The organism is Lysinibacillus sp. fkY74-1 (assembly GCF_053165895.1).
The window spans coordinates 2,384,621-2,402,406 of record NZ_CP170173.1 but is presented as its reverse complement, the minus strand read 5'-3'; the positions used below and the strand labels follow the sequence as shown (position 1 = coordinate 2,402,406).

General features: G+C 38.5%; 15 protein-coding genes. 13 read left to right on the top strand and 2 right to left on the bottom strand.

Features of this window, described 5'->3' with window-relative positions; all coding sequences use genetic code 11:
- Positions 1 to 125 precede the first annotated feature (125 nt).
- The 6 genes from mmgD to ACE1MS_RS11600 all read left to right on the top strand — a co-directional run bounded on the left by mmgD (position 126) and on the right by ACE1MS_RS11600 (position 7,306).
- Entirely contained in the window at positions 126 to 1,247 is a 1,122-nt protein-coding gene (gene mmgD, locus ACE1MS_RS11625; RefSeq protein WP_416277654.1) for a citrate synthase, read from the top strand.
- Positions 1,248 to 1,345: 98 nt separating this feature from the next.
- On the top strand, positions 1,346 to 2,779 hold the full coding sequence (locus ACE1MS_RS11620; RefSeq protein WP_036216312.1) for a bifunctional 2-methylcitrate dehydratase/aconitate hydratase: 1,434 nt from the start codon (positions 1,346 to 1,348) through the stop codon (positions 2,777 to 2,779).
- Between the two features lie 42 nt (positions 2,780 to 2,821).
- On the top strand, positions 2,822 to 3,736 hold the full coding sequence (gene prpB / locus ACE1MS_RS11615) for a methylisocitrate lyase (RefSeq protein WP_036163716.1): 915 nt from the start codon (positions 2,822 to 2,824) through the stop codon (positions 3,734 to 3,736).
- 45 nt (positions 3,737 to 3,781) lie between these two features.
- Positions 3,782 to 5,440, top strand: a complete 1,659-nt coding sequence (locus tag ACE1MS_RS11610) for an acyl-CoA dehydrogenase family protein (protein ID WP_447402310.1) — start codon at positions 3,782 to 3,784, stop codon at positions 5,438 to 5,440.
- A 10-nt stretch (positions 5,441 to 5,450) separates the two neighbouring features.
- Positions 5,451 to 6,236: an enoyl-CoA hydratase-related protein gene (locus ACE1MS_RS11605; protein ID WP_031416003.1), complete on the top strand. Its 786-nt coding sequence runs from the start codon at positions 5,451 to 5,453 to the stop codon at positions 6,234 to 6,236.
- 14 nt (positions 6,237 to 6,250) lie between these two features.
- The gene (locus ACE1MS_RS11600; protein WP_197223917.1) at positions 6,251 to 7,306 is read left to right on the top strand and encodes an enoyl-CoA hydratase/isomerase family protein; all 1,056 of its coding nucleotides are present in this window, start codon (positions 6,251 to 6,253) and stop codon (positions 7,304 to 7,306) included.
- Between the two features lie 109 nt (positions 7,307 to 7,415).
- Here the strand turns inward: ACE1MS_RS11600 and ACE1MS_RS11595 are convergent, their stop codons facing one another.
- The gene (locus tag ACE1MS_RS11595) at positions 7,416 to 8,057 is read right to left on the bottom strand and encodes a YczE/YyaS/YitT family protein (protein WP_012294578.1); all 642 of its coding nucleotides are present in this window, start codon (positions 8,055 to 8,057) and stop codon (positions 7,416 to 7,418) included.
- A gap of 121 nt (positions 8,058 to 8,178) precedes the next feature.
- Between ACE1MS_RS11595 and ACE1MS_RS11590 the strand changes: the two genes are divergently transcribed.
- The 7 genes from ACE1MS_RS11590 to ACE1MS_RS11560 all read left to right on the top strand — a co-directional run bounded on the left by ACE1MS_RS11590 (position 8,179) and on the right by ACE1MS_RS11560 (position 16,008).
- A complete protein-coding gene (locus tag ACE1MS_RS11590; protein WP_099805870.1) occupies positions 8,179 to 8,697 on the top strand; it encodes a GNAT family N-acetyltransferase in 519 nt (172 codons plus the stop codon).
- A 472-nt stretch (positions 8,698 to 9,169) separates the two neighbouring features.
- Positions 9,170 to 10,990 (top strand): IucA/IucC family protein, encoded by a 1,821-nt coding sequence (locus tag ACE1MS_RS11585; RefSeq protein ID WP_447402309.1) that lies wholly within the window; start codon positions 9,170 to 9,172, stop codon positions 10,988 to 10,990.
- Complete coding sequence (locus tag ACE1MS_RS11580) at positions 10,965 to 12,710, top strand: IucA/IucC family protein (protein ID WP_099805868.1); 1,746 nt, start codon at positions 10,965 to 10,967, stop codon at positions 12,708 to 12,710. Before ACE1MS_RS11585 ends, ACE1MS_RS11580 begins: the two co-directional genes overlap by 26 nt.
- 2 nt (positions 12,711 to 12,712) lie before the next feature.
- Complete coding sequence (locus ACE1MS_RS11575) at positions 12,713 to 13,945, top strand: AMP-binding protein (protein ID WP_036216306.1); 1,233 nt, start codon at positions 12,713 to 12,715, stop codon at positions 13,943 to 13,945.
- Positions 13,942 to 14,199 (top strand): petrobactin biosynthesis protein AsbD, encoded by a 258-nt coding sequence (asbD, locus tag ACE1MS_RS11570; protein WP_031415996.1) that lies wholly within the window; start codon positions 13,942 to 13,944, stop codon positions 14,197 to 14,199. The genes ACE1MS_RS11575 and asbD overlap by 4 nt, the downstream gene beginning before the upstream one ends.
- Positions 14,200 to 14,212: 13 nt before the next feature.
- Positions 14,213 to 15,187 (top strand): DUF6005 family protein, encoded by a 975-nt coding sequence (locus ACE1MS_RS11565; protein ID WP_031415995.1) that lies wholly within the window; start codon positions 14,213 to 14,215, stop codon positions 15,185 to 15,187.
- Entirely contained in the window at positions 15,184 to 16,008 is an 825-nt protein-coding gene (locus ACE1MS_RS11560) for a sugar phosphate isomerase/epimerase family protein (protein WP_031415994.1), read from the top strand. Before ACE1MS_RS11565 ends, ACE1MS_RS11560 begins: the two co-directional genes overlap by 4 nt.
- Before the next feature lie 134 nt (positions 16,009 to 16,142).
- On the opposite strand, the gene ACE1MS_RS11555 is transcribed toward ACE1MS_RS11560, so the two are convergent.
- Positions 16,143 to 17,621 carry an Lsa family ABC-F type ribosomal protection protein gene (locus ACE1MS_RS11555; protein WP_332291859.1) on the bottom strand — a complete coding sequence of 493 codons (1,479 nt, stop codon included), beginning with the start codon at positions 17,619 to 17,621 and terminating at the stop codon, positions 16,143 to 16,145.
- Between the last annotated feature and the right edge of the window lie 165 nt (positions 17,622 to 17,786).

The window sequence follows — 17,786 nt, the reverse complement described above, 5'->3', positions numbered from 1 at the left end:
GTTTTTTGTTCTGTCATACTTTTGTAGATTAACAACTTCTAAAGGATAGAAGTTGTTTTTTTGTTGTTCTTTCGAGTTTGAATGGTAACGCTTACAAGAATGATTAAACAAAGGGGTTGTAATCTATGGAGTTAACGTATTCACCAGGTCTTGATGGAGTTATTGCTGCGGAAACAAAACTGTCTTTCTTAGACGTAGTAGGCAGTCAAATTGTTATACGTGGCTATGATTTGATTGAACTATCTCAGAGATACGCCTATTTAGATATTGTCCATTTATTATTGCACGGAAACCTACCAACTACTGAGCAACAAGCTGACGTACAGGATAAATTGAAAGAAAACTATCACGTTCCACAAGAGCTTTTTCAAATTTTCAACTTATTACCAAATGGGACACATGCGATGGACGGCCTTCGAACTGGAATTTCAGCGTTAGCAGGGTATGATCAGCACATCCATGATCATTCGACTGAAATGAATGTAACACGAGCATATCGACTTTTAGGTGGAATGCCCAACATCGTTGCGAATAGCTACCGTGTATTAAATGGTCAAGATGTTGTAGAACCGGATAGTCAGCTTTCTTATAGTGCTAATTTTTATTACATGATTACTGGAAGAAAACCAACACCATTAGAAGAGGGAATTTTTGACCAATCACTTGTTTTATATAGTGAACATGAAATGCCGAATTCGACCTTTACTGCTCGTGTTATTGCCTCCACACAATCCGATCTGTATGGTGCTCTAACTGGTGCTGTCGCATCATTGAAAGGAAATTTGCATGGTGGGGCGAACGAGGCAGTCATGTATATGCTGCTTGAAGCTAAGACTGTGGAGGGCTTTGAAGCGATGCTGAAAAACAAGCTCAAAAATAAAGATAAAATAATGGGCTTTGGCCATCGTGTCTATATGAAAAAAATGGACCCAAGAGCGCAGATCATGAAAGAAGCTTTGTATAAACTATGCTTGGAGCAAGGGGATGACTGCTTATATCACATGTGCGAAGCCGGTGAAAAAGTGATGGTGGAGGAAAAAGGCTTGTATCCAAATTTAGATTATTATGCTGCGCCTGTGTACTACATGCTGGGCTTACCAATTGAATTATATACGCCTATTTTCTTTGGCTCTCGAACGATCGGTTTATGTGCACATGTGATCGAACAACATGACAATAATCGATTATTTAGACCTCGTGTTCATTATATAGGCGAGCGTCATAACCTTGAAGAATTGTCGGTATAATCAAGTTTTAACAACTCGCCATAGAGCTGATGGACATTCTGACCAATGCCCATCAGCATACTAGTATATCAAATTCATACCTTGAAAGGAAGATATAGATGATTAAAACGAATGAAAAAACGATGACAGACCAGCTTCTTATTGATATTGCGGATTACGTATTAAACACAAAGATTACGAGCGAAGAAGCTTACGAAACGGCTCGATATGTTTTATTGGATACGTTAGGTTGTGGCATTTTAGCTTTACAATATCCTGAATGTACAAAACTTCTAGGTCCTGTAGTACCAGGTACAGTCGTTCCAAATGGTACTCGTATTCCAGGGACATCCTATGTCCTTGATCCAGTTAAAGGTGCCTTTAATATCGGTTGTATGATCCGTTGGTTGGATTATAACGATACATGGTTGGCGGCAGAATGGGGGCATCCTTCTGATAATCTTGGTGGTATTTTAGCTGTAGCTGATTATTTGAGTCGTGTACGTGTTGCAGAAGGGCAAGAGCCTCTCCAAATGAAAGATGTTTTAGAAATGATGATTCAAGCCCATGAAATACAAGGAATACTTGCACTCGAAAATAGCTTAAATCGTGTTGGCTTAGATCACGTTTTATTTGTCAAAATAGCGACAACAGCTGTTGTTACAAAGGCTTTAGGGGGCACTCATCAAGAGATTGTCAATGCTTTATCAAATGCTTGGATTGATAATTCAAGTTTAAGAACCTATCGACATGCTCCTAATACGGGATCAAGAAAATCATGGGCTGCTGGCGATGCTACAAGCAGGGCCGTACAACTAGCAATGATGGCTGTGAAAGGGGAAATGGGCTATGCAACTGCATTATCTGCACCAGGCTGGGGATTCCAAGATGTGCTCTTTCATAAGCAAGAATTAAAGCTTGCGAGACCACTTGCATCTTATGTTATGGAAAATGTCCTCTTTAAAGTTTCATATCCTGCAGAGTTTCATGCTCAAACGGCTGCAGAATGTGCCGTTCATTTGCATGCTGAAGTAAAAAATCGCCTAGCTGATATTGACCGCATAGAAATTACAACACATGAATCAGCCATGCGAATTATCGATAAAGAAGGGCCTCTTCACAATCCTGCAGATCGAGATCACTGCCTTCAATATATTACAGCGATTGGTCTTATTTATGGTGACATTACCGCAAATCACTATGAAGATGAGGTGGCGGCAGATCCACGAATCGATGACTTGCGTAATAAAATGGTTGTTGTGGAAAAAGGCCAATATACAATCGACTATTTAGACCCTGATAAACGATCCATTGCGAACGCTGTTCAAGTTTATTACAAAGATGGTACATCAACTGAGCTAATTGAGTGTGAATATCCTTTAGGACATCGTTTCCGCCGTGAGGAAGCATTCCCTCAGATTATTGATAAATTCCAGCAAAACCTTCGTACACATTATGCTCAAAAACAACTCAATAAAATAAACGATGTTTGTGTAAATAAAGAGCTGCTTGAACAAATTGCTGTTCATGAATTTGTTAATCTATTTATTTAATTTAGATGGATTCCGAACGCAATAAAGAGGAGGTATTTAAAAATGACATGGATTGTCCAAGAAGCAAAGACACAAAAACAATTAGCTGAACAATTTAAAGCTCATATCGCTCGTTCAGCTATTTTGCAAATACCAGGGGTACATGATGCAATGGCTGGTTTGATGGCTAAAAAAGTTGGCTTTGAGGCATTATATCTTTCTGGTGCCGCTTATACAGCGAGTAGAGGTTTACCAGACTTAGGGATGATTTATTCAAATGAGATAGCCCAGCGTGCTAGTGATATTATTCGGGCTACAAATTTACCGATGCTAGTGGACATTGATACGGGCTTTGGTGGCGTATTAAATGTTGCCCGTACTGCTCGTGAAATGCTAGAGGCAGGGGTTGCTGCCGTACAGCTAGAGGACCAAAATCTTCCTAAAAAGTGTGGACATTTAAATGGCAAAACTCTTGTTCCAAAGGAGGAAATGATTCAAAAAATAAAAATGATTAAACAAATAGCCCCTACATTAATGATTGTTGCTCGCACGGATGCAAGGTCTGTTGAAGGCTTAGAGCAGGCTATACTAAGAGCCAAAGCATATGTTACTGCTGGGGCAGATGTTATTTTTCCAGAGGCATTACAAACTGAAAAAGAGTTTAAACAATTTGCCAATGAGTTAGATGCCCCCTTATTAGCCAATATGACTGAATTCGGTCAAACTCCTTATTATACGGCTAAGGAATTTGAAAAGATGGGCTACTCGATGGTCATTTATCCCGTTACATCTATGAGAGTTGCAGCAAAAGCATACGAGCGCGTATTTGAATTAATAAAAAATACTGGAACACAACAAGAAGCAATTGAGGATATGCAAACAAGAAGCGAATTGTATGAAACGATTTCCTATTATAAATTCGAGGATTTAGATAGTGAATTAGCAAAAACCATCTTACCGAAGGAGGAAATAAAGTAGGAGAGGTAAATGGCTTTTCTCCACTTTCTTTCAAGGAGGGCTTATATGGATCGACTAAAAAACAACATGACGATCTTTACACCTGAGGATTTCCACGATGAAGAAGAGCTCATTGCAAAAACTGCTGAGCTCTTCATTAAACAGGATGTCTCACCGAATATCTCATCCATTGAACAGCAACAATATGAGATCACCCGAAAATTGTTCCAAAAAGCAGGTGATCTTGGATTACTGGCCATTGAAATACCCGAAGCTTATGGAGGACTTGAGCTCAATAAAAAAATTTCTGGTCTGGTAGCAGAAAAAATGGGTTTTGGGGGTTCTTTTAGTGTCTCCTACAATATTCATGCAGGGGTGGGCACATTACCCTATATCTATTTTGGAAATGAGGAGCAAAAACTGAAATACTTACCAAAGTTGGCTTCTGGAGAATGGATTGGAGCTTACGCCCTTACAGAGTCCGAAGCGGGTTCTGATGCACTGCGCCCCAAAACGAATGCTAGATTAACGGAAGACGGGAAAGCATGGCTAGTAAATGGAGAAAAGCAATGGATTACCAATGCTCAGCTAGCAGACGTCTTCGTTGTATTTGCCCAGACGAATAGGGGGATGACTGCGTTGATTGTCGAACGTTCCATTAAAGGGGTATCCGTGGGTCAGGAAGAAGAGAAGATGGGCATTAAAGGCTCTTCAACGGCCACGCTCATTTTAGAGGATGTTATTGTGCCAATCAATTGTGTTCTTGGAGAGGTTGGCAAAGGACATATAGTCGCTATGAACATTTTGAATATGGCACGTCTAAAGCTTGCCTTTTCTAATATAGGAACGGCCAAACAAGCATTTCAAATAGCCGTGAATTATGGGAAGGGACGGAAACAATTTGAACGACCTATCGTTGACTTTACATTGATACAGGAAAAGCTTGCTGACATGGCCGTTCTGATTTATGGAGCAGAAAGCGGTGCATACCGAACGGCTGGGAAAGTTGATGAGGCTATTGCATCATCAAGCAATGAAACGATAGTTCAGAAAATATCTGAATTTGCTCTGGAATGCGCACTTCATAAAGTACATTGTTCCGAAGCACTTGGAAGAATAGCTGATGAAGCTGTTCAAATACATGGTGGATATGGCTATATGCAAGATTATGAAGTGGAACGTTTGTATCGAGACGCAAGAATTAACCGTATTTTCGAGGGTACAAATGAAATCAATCGCCTCACAATGGCTAAAATGCTGTGGAAAAAATATGTACAAACAACTGCAATAGAGGGTGATTTTATTCACGCTCAACCATTAGAAAAAAATCACCATTACATCCTTCTCTCCAAGCATTTAATGCAACTAGCTATTCATGTCATTGCAAATGCACAAATTCAACTCGAACAGGAGCAAGAATTTATGCGTTTGTTGGCGGATATGGCCATGGAAACGTATGTCATGGAATCAGCCTGGCTCAGGTCGAAAAAAACTGCACATGTCCAAACAAAACAATTAATGACTGACATATTATGCCAGGAGGGTTACCGCAAAATAGAAGAAAGTGCGATTACTATCATTACGGCCGCTGAAAGCAATGAACAAAAACGAGTAAGCTTGCTAAATAACATTCGACAATTAAATATTCCGCTACAGCAAAATCTCTTTATGAAAAAACGGGCACTTGCGAGAACATTCATTGACAACCCAAAAATGATTAGTTAGGAGGAGCAGCATGATCGATACATTTGTCAACGTTAGTAAAGAGGATTCTATTTCAATTATTCATTTAAATCATCCACCTGCAAACACTTTGTCATCAGCCACTATTGAAAACCTACGTCTCATTTTCCAAGAGCTAGCAGAGGATGAAGACACAAGTGCCATTATTATTACAGGCACTGGCCGATTTTTTGTCGCTGGGGCTGATATAAAGGAGTTTGTTTCAGCCTTTGGCCAACAGGAAAAAGCATTGCAAATGGCTCAAGCAGGGCAAGCGCTATGCGATGAAGTAGAAGCCATGAAAAAACCAGTTATTGCTGCCATTAATGGACCGGCTCTTGGAGGAGGGCTTGAACTAGCGTTAGGATGTCATTTCCGAATTGCTTCGAATCAAGCCATTCTCGGCTTACCAGAATTAAAGCTTGGGCTACTCCCAACATTCGGGGGGACTCAACGACTTAGCAGAATGACGAATCAAGCAACAGCGCTCCAATTAATTTTAACAAGTAAACAACTGAGTGCAGACGAGGCATTACAGCTAGGTATTATTCAACTCGTAACAGAACCTGAGGAACTTTTGACGACGGCTAAAGCTGTTGCACAGTCCTTTGTTGCGGGTAAAAGTATGACATGTGTCTCTCGTACAATTGAATGTGTGATTCAAAGCACGAAGGATAACCTACAAAAAGGACTTGAACTTGAACGAACACGTTTTGCTGAGTTATTTTTAACAAATGATGCCAAAGAAGGTGTACAGGCATTTATTGAAAAAAGACAGCCACACTTTAAACACTGTTAAAGGAGGGGGCCAACATGGCAAACGAAGTTTTATTTTCGGTGGAAGATGGAGGAGCAGCCTTCATTACGTTGAATCGTCCTAAAGCTTTAAATTCTCTTTCCACTAACATGCTTAACCTCATTAGAGAAAAATTAAAAGAATGGGAAGCGAATGATCAAATCTGTCTTATTGTACTACAAGGGGCAGGGGAGAAGGGGTTTTGCGCTGGAGGTGACATTAAAACACTTTATCAAGCACAATCCAGTCAAGAAGCATTTAAAGTAGCTGAAAACTTTTTTGAAGTAGAGTATGAAGTGGATTTGGAAATCTATCATTATTCTAAACCAATTATTGCTTGCCTTGATGGCATAGTCATGGGTGGTGGAGTCGGATTAACCTATGGAGCAAGCCACCGAATCGTTACAGAGCGTACAAAATGGGCGATGCCGGAAATGGATATTGGCTTTTTTCCAGACGTTGGCGCGGGCTATTTCTTAAACAAAGCACCAGGATTTATTGGTTACTATCTGGCATTAACTGCGTCCATTATTAAAGCAGCAGATGTCCTTTTTGCGAACGGAGCAGATCATTATATGACGAGCGATAAGCTATTTGATTTCCTTCAAAGCGTTATACAGACAGATTGGCATTCTAACAATATAAACGCAACCTTACACCAACTAATTAAGAAATATTCTAGTAATCCATCCACGAACAGTGAACTTGAGAAGCTTCAAACAGTAATAAACCATCATTTTTCAAGAAATACAGTCGAGGAAATCATACAATCCTTAAACCATGACCCAAGCGAATTTGCCCGTGACACGAAGAACTTGCTGTTGTCGAAATCACCTTCCTCTTTAAAAATTACGTTACAGCAGCTTATTGACGCTCGTGAAAAAACAGTAGAGGAATGTTTGAATACAGATTTCATGTTGGCAAGAAACTTTTTAAGACATAAGGATTTCTATGAAGGTGTACGATCTGTTGTGATTGATAAGGATCGTAATCCACGCTATACCTATCAAAACCTAGAAGAATTTACAGAAGAGGAGAAGAAAAAGTTTTTTCAAGAAAATAATGTTACATGATAGACTTCATTTAAAAATCCTGTGCGTAGCAGGATTTTTATCTTTATAGAAGAAAGGGGGAAATGACATCACCCCATTCTAAGCAAGAAACAGAATATTTGGGTTTATACTAGCTTTCAATCTCTTCATTTTGATCATTTAGAGTGGTATTAGAGTGCTGTAGGAGGTTATCTAGTATTCTGCCAGTAATAGGCATAAAGAAATGGAGGATGAGCCCTCCCAAACAAACCGTTATGATTGTTCCAAAGCCAATTGGGCCTTTCCATAGTAACGCCAGCGCTAAAAACAGGAGATAAATAGTGGTTCTTGCAAAAAAGATGCTCCTTTTCGTGAGCTCTTTAATTATTAAGGTTAATCGATCAACAGGTATCGGTGCAAAATTCGTATGTAAATAGGTGGCAGTCCCTAACCCAATCACCATTAAACCTACACCAAAACTAACAACTTGACTATACCAAGCTACAGGCGTTATCCAATTGTGTAACACAAATAACCACATATCAATTCCAATTCCCGTAATAAAGGCTGTCATCAAGCCCAAGAATTCGGGCCTTTGCTTGGTTAACATAGAATTACCAACTATTAAAATAATAGCTATAATAATTTCCCAGCTACCTACAGTCAGCCCTATATTTTTAGATAATCCCACTAAAAGGGCATCGAAGGGGGAAGTGCCTAGATTAGATTGAATAGTTAAAGAAATGCCCAGTGTTAAAATGAAAATGCCTAAGACATAAAAAACATATTTCACTTTTATTACCTCCCTACACTTTTTATTGCATATACAACAAAAATAAGTTACATTCAATATATATTCTTTTTATTGCATTTGCAATATAAAATACATAAAGAGTTCTGAAGGAGTGTAATCAATGTCAATCAAATTATCAAAATGTAGCATAGGTGATCTAAAAAAACTCCAAGAGGTGAGTATCGAAACATTCAATGATACCTTTAAAGATCATAATTCACCTGAAAATATGACCGCTTACTTGGAGAAAGCATTTACAGAGTATCAGCTGGAAAAAGAATTATCTAATAAAGCTTCAGAATTTTATTTTATCTATAACAATGATGTCATTGCTGGTTACTTAAAGGTGAATGTCAATGATGCTCAGTCTGAACCAATGGGGGATGGGACACTTGAAATTGAACGTATTTATATTCGACAGCCATTTCAAGGAAGAGGTCTTGGCAAATATCTCATCAACAAGGCAGTCGAATTAGCTGAAGCTCAAAACAAAAGCAGCATCTGGTTAGGAGTTTGGGATAAAAATGACAATGCCATAGGCTTTTATAAGAATATAGGCTTTGTGCAGACCGGGGCACACAGCTTTTATATGGGTGAGGAAGAACAAATAGATGTAATTATGACAAAAATATTAATATAAATTTTTAAATAGCAGAAATGTTGCGGTATCAACGTTTTTGCTATTTTTCTATACTTATTTTTCTACAGGTACATCGTTTGTGAAATGGCACGTCTTTCAAACCATAAGAACCTTTGTTTCATTAAACAACCATTCTTGTTTTCTTGTAATATTTAAGCTTTTTAATCCATTAAATATTAAAAATCTCTAATATGTGATGCGGAAAACGCCAACTTTTTCTATACTTTTACCTATTTCAATGGTTTGTATTGTCATATAGGTCTTTAGACAGTTGAGTCATTTCCATATTACCTATAAAATGTAATTATTAATGAAAACGATAATCATTATCAATTGTTAACAACACCTCATTTGTTTCGATTTACTTTTACTTCTCAGTCTTTCTAATAAGGGAGACTTATTTTTTCAACAGTGAGTGATAATCATTATCAATTAATAGTAAAAAGGTTCTGTGAAAGGATTGGTTTATTTCATGCAGCAGATTGCTAAACAGATTGCAAAGAATGCAACGTTTCAGGCGTTTATGAATTGTTATATACGAGAGGTGAGAAGCGGGCATTGGGTCAAAAAGGAGGAATGGATTAAGGAACAACGACTATCAGCCCTGATTACCGAGGCATATATATTAGAGCTTGAGTTACCAAGACAAAACATACGTTTTGCATTTGGCGTGGAATATAAATCTCTTGTTGGAAGACAGGTATTTGGTGCATCGTTGAAATATTGTACAAAACAAAAACAATGGCTTGTTGAGGATAAATTAACGATTCTCATCACGCTTATTCAGGAACTACATTGTACGACTAAAATGGATGGCTGTCTGAAGCTTTCTTCCCATTTTGACGAACTCATTCTTCGCATAATTGAGAGCTATCAAACAATGGCCCATTATATTGAAAAGAGTTTTGAAGGTGACAAGCTACACCGAGCTAGCGATACGTTTATTGAAGCAGAGCAGTCCCTTCTACTTGGTCATTGGCTCCATCCAACACCTAAAAGTAGACAAGGGATGGCAGATTGGCAACAAACCAGTTTTGCTCCAGAGTTACAAGGTTCTTTCCAACTTCACTACTTTCGAGTCGACCGTAAAATGGTGAACGAGGCCTCCGTATTAGAAATAAGTGCTAGTGAACACATTGCTCGATCTTTAATCAAATCACAGCCTGAATTTGTTAAGTCAGAGAATGTCTGTTTCATTCCGGTACACCCCTTACAAGCACAATGGCTTCTACAGCAACAGTATGTCAAAAAGGCGATTGCTGAAGATTTAATAAAATACGAAGGAGCACTAGGGGCATATTATACAGCAACCTCTTCAATCAGAACGGTTTACAACGCCCAGGAAGAAATGATGTATAAGTTTTCAATTCCCGTAAAAATAACAAATTCATTGAGGGTCAATAGAACTCATGAACTCAAAGCGGGGATTGCTATGGCTCGATTAATGAAGAAGATAGATTTCTTACAAAAGCATTCATCCTTTCAAATGATGAATGACCCTGCGTATATGACTATAGAGTTTCCAAATCAGACGGAATCAGGATTTGAGGTTATTTTTCGTTCAAACATATTTCCTAAGGGGCATGATGAAGGAATCTGCATGATCGCTACGCTTGTGCAAGAGCCCCTGCTAGAAGAAAAATCAAAGCTATGTCAGCTCATCATGAAAATCGCTCAATCTGAATTCCGGTCATTAGAGAGCGTCAGTTTAGATTGGTTTAAAGTCTATTGGACAAATGCTATTGAACCATTATTAAGATTATACGATGAGCATGGGATCGCTCTTGAAGCCCATCAACAAAATAGTCTGTTAAACATCTCTTCAGGTTATCCAACTACATATTATTACCGCGATAACCAAGGTTATTACTTATCAAAAGCATATAAAGATGTACTTCTTTCAATAGAACCATCTTTACATGAAACGGAGGAGCTATTTTACGAAGATGCCCTTATCCATGATAGATTTACCTATTATTTATTTATGAATCAATTGTTCCCTGTTATTGCTCGATTTGGAGCAGATCAGTTAATTAATGAAAATGAACTTTTGAAGTGGTCTATGGATCAACTGCACTTATTAGAAAAAGAATTTACAGGTTTTGGAAAAATATTCGTTCGTAACATTCTAAAACAAGAGGAGCTTGCCTTCAAAGCAAACCTATTAACAAGGTTTCATGATGTAGATGAACTGGAGGCCGAACTGGAACAAGCCGTATATACTAAAATTCCTAATCCATTTGTTATTCAGTTTGAGGAGGCAGAGTATGCAGCAGCTACAGCCTTTAGCTAAACAAGGAGAACTCCGTGTAAGGCGGCAGCTTGTAGAAGCAATGATCTTTGAAGGACTAATCAAATATGAAGAAACACGTCTAGATCAAAGGACTATAATTTTTACACTTATTGGACAGAAATACACCTATCGTTGTGAAGGTAGAAGGATGGCATTTGATCGCATTCGAATAAAGGAAGATCATATTTTTTTAGTAAGCGAAGATGAAACGGTACATGAGGCAACGCTTGAGGAGCTAGTCGATGAGTTACTGACGAGTCGTCAAGACAAAATTCGATTACTGAAAGAACTTCATGGAACGAATAAGCTTTGTGAATGGAATGAACGACATCTCCAAATGCCCATGTCGAGAAGAAAATCAATCTATGAAGAATTAGAATCGGAAATTATGGAAGGACATCCCTATCATCCTTGTTTCAAATCCAGAACCGGCTTTACAATTGACGACCATGCAGCCTATGGCCCTGAGGGAAAGCAAGCATTTACTCTTCAATGGGTTGCAGTGAGAAGAAGCTATGTACGAATCGCTGTACTTGAGGATGAAGCGAATTTTTGGAAAAGAGAGCTAGGGCATTTACTGTGGGAAACCATTCTTGACAAGCTTGCAGTATTCAAAGGAACATTTGAGGACTATACGTTCTTACCTGTTCACCCATGGCAATGGCGTACCATGAAACAGGAACTTGCTGAATTAATAGAACAAAAAGATTTCATACCTCTTGATGTGAAAGGAGATTACTATAGGGCAACTCAATCAGTGCGAACATTATGGAATTCTTCAGATCCAAAAAAGGCACAATTAAAATGCTCCATGAATATGGTGAATACCTCTTCATTACGAAGGTTACATTCTCATGCTGTTTGTGCTGCTCCTCATATTTCTGCATGGCTTAAACAGGTCATTGAATCCGATGCCTACTTACAAAAGAGCGTTATTGTACTGGAAGAATATGCAGGCATTATTTTTGAACCGGATGCCACAATGCATAGTAGAAAATTAGAAGGTCAGTTTGGCACCATATGGCGAGAAAGTGTGCGCTTGTACATGAAGGAAGAAGAGAAAGCAGTACCGTTTACGGTACTCATGATGACGGAGTTAGATGGGCGTCCTTTTATTGATGACTGGCTATGCCGATATGGAACCGAGGCGTGGATAAAACGATTGATTGAAGTGAGTGTTATTCCTGTTTGGCACTTACTTGTTGCTCACGGAATTGCTGTAGAGGCCCATGCGCAAAATATGATTTTATTGCATCAAAATGGGTGGCCGACACGAATTGTATGGCGGGATTTTCATGACAGTATCGAATATACGGAAGAATTCATTGCCGATAGAAAACTCGTTCCAGATTTTGAAATGATACATGAACGCTTTAAAGATGCACCTGCCGATCAATATTATTGGATGTCTTCTGTAGAGGGTTTACGAGAGTTAGCTATGGATACACTCTTCGTGTTTCATTTAAGTGAGCTATCTTATTTGCTAGAAGAGCATTATGGATACGAAGAAACACGCTTTTGGAGTCAAGTTAACGACGGAATACAGAAGCACTTTGACCGCTTTCCATCTTTATGCCCAAGAAATGAACAGCTTCAGTTTACTAGCACACATATTTATGTTGAATCTTTACTAAAAAAGAAACTGCAAAATCAAGAAGAAGGAAATTTTCGACATATCGTCAACAATACGTTGGCACAAGCAGATGAAAAGGGGAAATAATGATGTTTTATGTTAACGATCAATTTTATACAGTAGAAAATATTGAACAACAATTTGATATATATGAAGGCTTATCTCATCTAAAGGAGTGTAGCAATCGCAGGATAGCGATTTGTACGGATGATGTTTTTCAATATATGACTCTTTGTTTATACATTCGTGAAAATGGAGGATCGGTTGTCCCAATCCATCCGGCTACGCCCAAAGAGGGGGCCATAAGGATTGCTTCTACTGCGGGTAGTCATCTGTTGTTGTTCCAATCGATTGATACGTTTATTGAACTATCCAATCATTCCAATAACCAAGAAGGGGTATTGGTTCAAATGAGCTCAGGTACAACAGGAGCTCCGAAGTGCATTGAACGAACGTGGAGCTCAGTGGAGGAGGAGATTGAAAGTTATGTAAAAGCGTTACCTGTTGATGCCATGACAAATTCTGTTGTTGCTTGTCCAGTTACTCATTCTTATGGATTTATTTGTGGGGTTCTAGCCTGCATAAGAAGAGGAGCAAAGCCGGTTATTATTACGAATAGTAATCCTAAATATATATTGAAAAAGCTAAAAGAACATCCTCAGCACATACTCTATGGAGCTCCAGCGTTACTGTATACATTAAGCCGATTATTACCGATTGATCAACAATTTGATCGTGTGATGACGTCAGGAACTGTGATGCCACATAGCTGGTTAACATCATTAAGAGAAAAATCTAACCAAGTACTACAGCAGTATGGATGCTCCGAATCTGGCTGTGTTGCGATTCACCCTCATGTGGAAGATCCAAAAGAGATGGGATATCCTCTACCTCATGTAAAGGTGACAGCTGGTGACAAACAAAGACCTAGCGAGATTATCATTGAAACGTCTACACAAACGATTTATACGAAAGACCTTGGCTATATAGAACATAATATTCTTTCTTTTCTTGCAAGAATCGATGACACAATTAATGTAGCAGGCTTGAATGTGTATCCGCAAGAAGTAGAAAGCGTGTTAATGGATGAGCCAAGAATAACAGAAGCCGTCGTATATAAGAAACAGGATAGTTTATCAGGAGAGCGAGTTTGCGCACTCTATGTGTCTTCTGAACCAATCGATACTATAGAACTTAGAGAATGGTGCCGGAAATTTCTTGCCCCCCATCAAATTCCGATTGAGTTCATATTTGTTCATGAAATCGAAAAGCTACCTAATGGAAAAGTAAGTAGAAAAAAACTTGGAGGCATCCCTGTATGAGTCGGCAACAATTGATTAAGAGCATCTATGATATTATGGAAAATTCATTAGAGTTGCAGACACTGTCTTCTTTTAATGAAGATGCCCGATTAAATGAGGATTTATATATGGATTCAATTATGGTTCTTCAACTCATCCTTCATATAGAATTGGATCTTGGCATTTCCATTCCCGATGAGGGGCTCGTTCCGAAAGATTTCAAAACAGTAGGGACACTAGCAAGCTTCTTAGAAGAACAGCAAAAGATAGATTAATCGGAGGCTAAAAATGATAAAAGTTCATTGTTTTGTAAGCTGTGTTTGTGAGGTTATTAAGAAGACAAAGGGTGTCGATCATAGGCCTTACTATTTTGGGGTATGGGATGCAGATTTCGATGTGCTTGATAATGGTGTGCTCACATACCATTCTGAACAAATAGATCATTATTTCTTTCAAACATGGTATGAAATGCTCTATGGCATCAAGCTTTACAAATGGTATGACGAAAAACAAACCAAACAAGAAAATATCAACAAGCTACTAGGGTTATTAGCGCATAAATCTCCCCAGCAACATGTAATGGTAATGTTAGATTTATCGAAGCTTCCAGAACGAGAGAATAAATTTCATCAAAGTCCATTCCCTCATTATGTGATGCTAGAATCGACAGAAAATGAAGAAGAGTGGTTCATGTATGATCCTGATTTTCGCTGGGAAGGGTTATTACCGAAGGAAAGAATTTTAGCTGCTATCCAAGAGCCATCTGTAGGAGGAGGCTATTACTTTGATTCGGAGACAATCATTGCTCCAACTACCGAGACGGTGGAAGCCTATTTTAATACATGTATTAAGCTTCATTGTAATCCATTGACAGATACCATTGCTGAAATTATTAAAGAGCATACTGCTGGGAATGACAAAGAAAGTATATCAAAACTTCCAGCTGCAATAAAACAATTGCCAGTTATAGCGATTAGAAAGTATGCATATGAGCATGCGTTTGCATTTTTTTGGGAAGCACTTGGCCGCGCTGAAGAAGGCTTTGATAAATGGTGTGATGATATTGAGCGTTTAGTGAATGGCTATACTACGATTCAGTATCGGGTGATGAAACTTGCGATGACGCAAGACCCGCTAGTAACAGAAGATATTTTTGCGAAGTTAGCAAAACAAAATCTCCTTGAGTTCAACATAAAGCAAGGATTACACGAATGTTTTCAAGCATGGTTAACACTACAGCATAAGAAAGAGGTCCAGTTATGAAACTATCTATTTGTACAATTTCGTTTCGCCACTATCTTCACTCAATAGATCAATTGGCTGACTTTGCCAAAGCTCAAGGCTTTCAGGGGATCGAGCTCTGGGGTGTTCATGCAAAGAACTTGGCTGATGACCTTCATTATGGAGCGGATTGGTTAAGATCCTTCGGTTTGGAAACGAGCATGCTTAGTGATTATTTACCATTAGATGCTCCTATTTCTGAGATGATGGCTGAAACGGAGAGGTTATCTGCACTTGCGGAACGCTGGGGAACCAATAAGATTCGTACATTTGTCGGAAAGAAGGGCAGCTCAGACACAAGTAAGAAAGAAAGAGAGGAACTTACTTTCAGACTAGAATTGCTCTGTGATTATCTTGAGTCAAAGGGACAATATTTACTTGTTGAAACTCATCCGAACACTTTGACAGATAATTTACCATCAACCATGCAGCTACTCGAAGAAACGAATCACCCAAGGCTACGAGTAAATTTTGACGTATTACATGTATGGGAATCAGGGATAAACCCTATTATCGCTATGGAGCAACTTCGTCCTTATATTTTACATTTCCACTTTAAAAATATTGCCTCCCGTACACAACTTGATGTTTTTGCACCACATAATGTTTATGCTGCATCAGGGTCTAGAGAAGGGATGGTTCCATTATTTGAAGGAGTCATTGATTATGGAGAATTCCTAGCGGAAGTAGATTCAACCATGGAGATAAATGCCTCACTGGAATGGTTTGGATCGAATGTGAAGAGTGTTTTAACAAAAGATATTCACGATGTTAAGAAGGCTTTGCAGCTGGTGCAAATATAATAAGTATAAGGCTATAGAGAATCCCAAGGAAAAATATGTATCATCTTTTCCTTGGGATTTTGTCTTTTTATTAGGGAGATAGCTTAGAGAGCTATTGATTTACAAACGTTCAGTTTTTATAGTTTCCTACTTAGCTACATAGAAATAATTTTGGTTGCCACGGTTTGCTGAAATGCCTGGTCATGCTCTACAAACACCATTGTAGGATTAAAGCTTTGGATGAGCTCTTCAATTTGCAGACGGGAATAGATATCTATAAAATTAAGTGGTTCATCCCAAATATATAAATGTGCTTTCTCACATAAACTTTTGGCAATAAGTAGTTTTTTCTTTTGTCCACCTGAATAATGAGCAATATCCTTCTCAAATTGGATTCGATCAAAATCCATTTTACGAAGGATGGATTTAAACAATGTTTCATCAATGCCGTTATCTTCAATAAAATCCGATAACGATCCCTTCAAATGGGAAGTATCCTGTTGAACATAGGATATTATGAGACCCGAGCCTACATGAATGTTGCCCGTATGCTGTATGTCGTTTCCAAGAATGAGTTTTAAAATACTACTTTTTCCGCTTCCATTTTTTCCATCAAGGACAATACGATCACCTTGCTCAACTTTAAAGCTTAATGGCTGATTAATCATTTGGTCATCATATCGAACAGATACATCGGTCAACGTCATTAGTTGCTTTGACTGAAACGTCAATGGCTCTAATTTTAATGACTCCGTCTTTTCTACATTTTTTAGCAATTTTGATTTTTCATCAATCGCTTTTTGTTGTCTTGATTCAATGTGCTTCGATCTCTTCATCATCTTAGCCGCCTTATGTCCGACAAAGCCTTTATCTAGCTTAGAACCTGAATTCGTCGTCCCATTTTTGGAAGCCTCGACTTGGTTGGACCAGCCTGCTGAACGCTTCGAGGAATGTTTTAATCTTTCTATATCCTTTTGTAGACGATGGTTTGTTGCTTCCTCGTGCTCCTGCTGTCTATCAAAATTTAACTTCCATGAAGAATAGTTACCACTTTGAACGTCAATATTTGCTCGATTAATGGATAGGATATGGTCCACACAGCCATCTAAAAACGTTCTATCATGCGAAATCAAAATAAATCCTTTTTTCTTCTTCAAATAGTTAGCAACCATTTTTCGCGCATCTGTATCTAGATGGTTAGTCGGCTCATCAATTAATAGAAATTGGCCCTCCGTCAAGAAAAGGGCAGCAAGCAATACCTTCGTTTGTTCTCCGTTCGATAATGTATTAAAGGGTCGGTACATGACCTCCGCATCTACATGTAGATACGATATTTCGCGAAGATACTCCCAATCCTCTGCCTGCGGGCAAATCTCCTCAAATATTTCATACGTAAATTTGTTTCGATCAGCAACAGGGTAGGGGAAATAAGTAAAGTCTACCGAAGCATTAATTTGCCCACTATACTCATAATGCCCTAATAATAAATGAAAGAATGTTGTCTTCCCTCGACCATTTCTACCGATAAATCCTAGTTTCCAATCCGTATCTAATTGAAAGTTAACACCTTCAAAAATAGGATCAAAGCTACCTGGATAGGAAAATGTTAAATTTTGAACTTGTATCATTGACATGATAATTCCTCCTTTGTATAGCAACACGTTTTTCTTTCTTATATACAAAGTCGGCATATCCATCTGGTGTTCATGTCTCCGCATAAGTAGGATGGATATTAACGACTTATACGGAGATTTACATGTGTAACAATTGTGTCTAAATCGCTCATTTTCCACACTCCT

Coding starts and splice junctions, on each gene's coding strand:
- asbD (WP_031415996.1), top strand. CDS start 13,942: ATGAGTCGGCAACAATTGATTAAGAGCATCTATGATATTATGGAAAAT.
- ACE1MS_RS11600 (WP_197223917.1), top strand. CDS start 6,251: ATGGCAAACGAAGTTTTATTTTCGGTGGAAGATGGAGGAGCAGCCTTC.
- ACE1MS_RS11605 (WP_031416003.1), top strand. CDS start 5,451: ATGATCGATACATTTGTCAACGTTAGTAAAGAGGATTCTATTTCAATT.
- prpB (WP_036163716.1), top strand. CDS start 2,822: ATGACATGGATTGTCCAAGAAGCAAAGACACAAAAACAATTAGCTGAA.
- ACE1MS_RS11610 (WP_447402310.1), top strand. CDS start 3,782: ATGGATCGACTAAAAAACAACATGACGATCTTTACACCTGAGGATTTC.
- ACE1MS_RS11565 (WP_031415995.1), top strand. CDS start 14,213: ATGATAAAAGTTCATTGTTTTGTAAGCTGTGTTTGTGAGGTTATTAAG.
- ACE1MS_RS11580 (WP_099805868.1), top strand. CDS start 10,965: ATGCAGCAGCTACAGCCTTTAGCTAAACAAGGAGAACTCCGTGTAAGG.
- mmgD (WP_416277654.1), top strand. CDS start 126: ATGGAGTTAACGTATTCACCAGGTCTTGATGGAGTTATTGCTGCGGAA.
- ACE1MS_RS11560 (WP_031415994.1), top strand. CDS start 15,184: ATGAAACTATCTATTTGTACAATTTCGTTTCGCCACTATCTTCACTCA.
- ACE1MS_RS11620 (WP_036216312.1), top strand. CDS start 1,346: ATGATTAAAACGAATGAAAAAACGATGACAGACCAGCTTCTTATTGAT.
- ACE1MS_RS11585 (WP_447402309.1), top strand. CDS start 9,170: ATGCAGCAGATTGCTAAACAGATTGCAAAGAATGCAACGTTTCAGGCG.
- ACE1MS_RS11590 (WP_099805870.1), top strand. CDS start 8,179: ATGTCAATCAAATTATCAAAATGTAGCATAGGTGATCTAAAAAAACTC.
- ACE1MS_RS11575 (WP_036216306.1), top strand. CDS start 12,713: ATGTTTTATGTTAACGATCAATTTTATACAGTAGAAAATATTGAACAA.
- ACE1MS_RS11555 (WP_332291859.1), bottom strand. CDS start 17,621: ATGTCAATGATACAAGTTCAAAATTTAACATTTTCCTATCCAGGTAGC.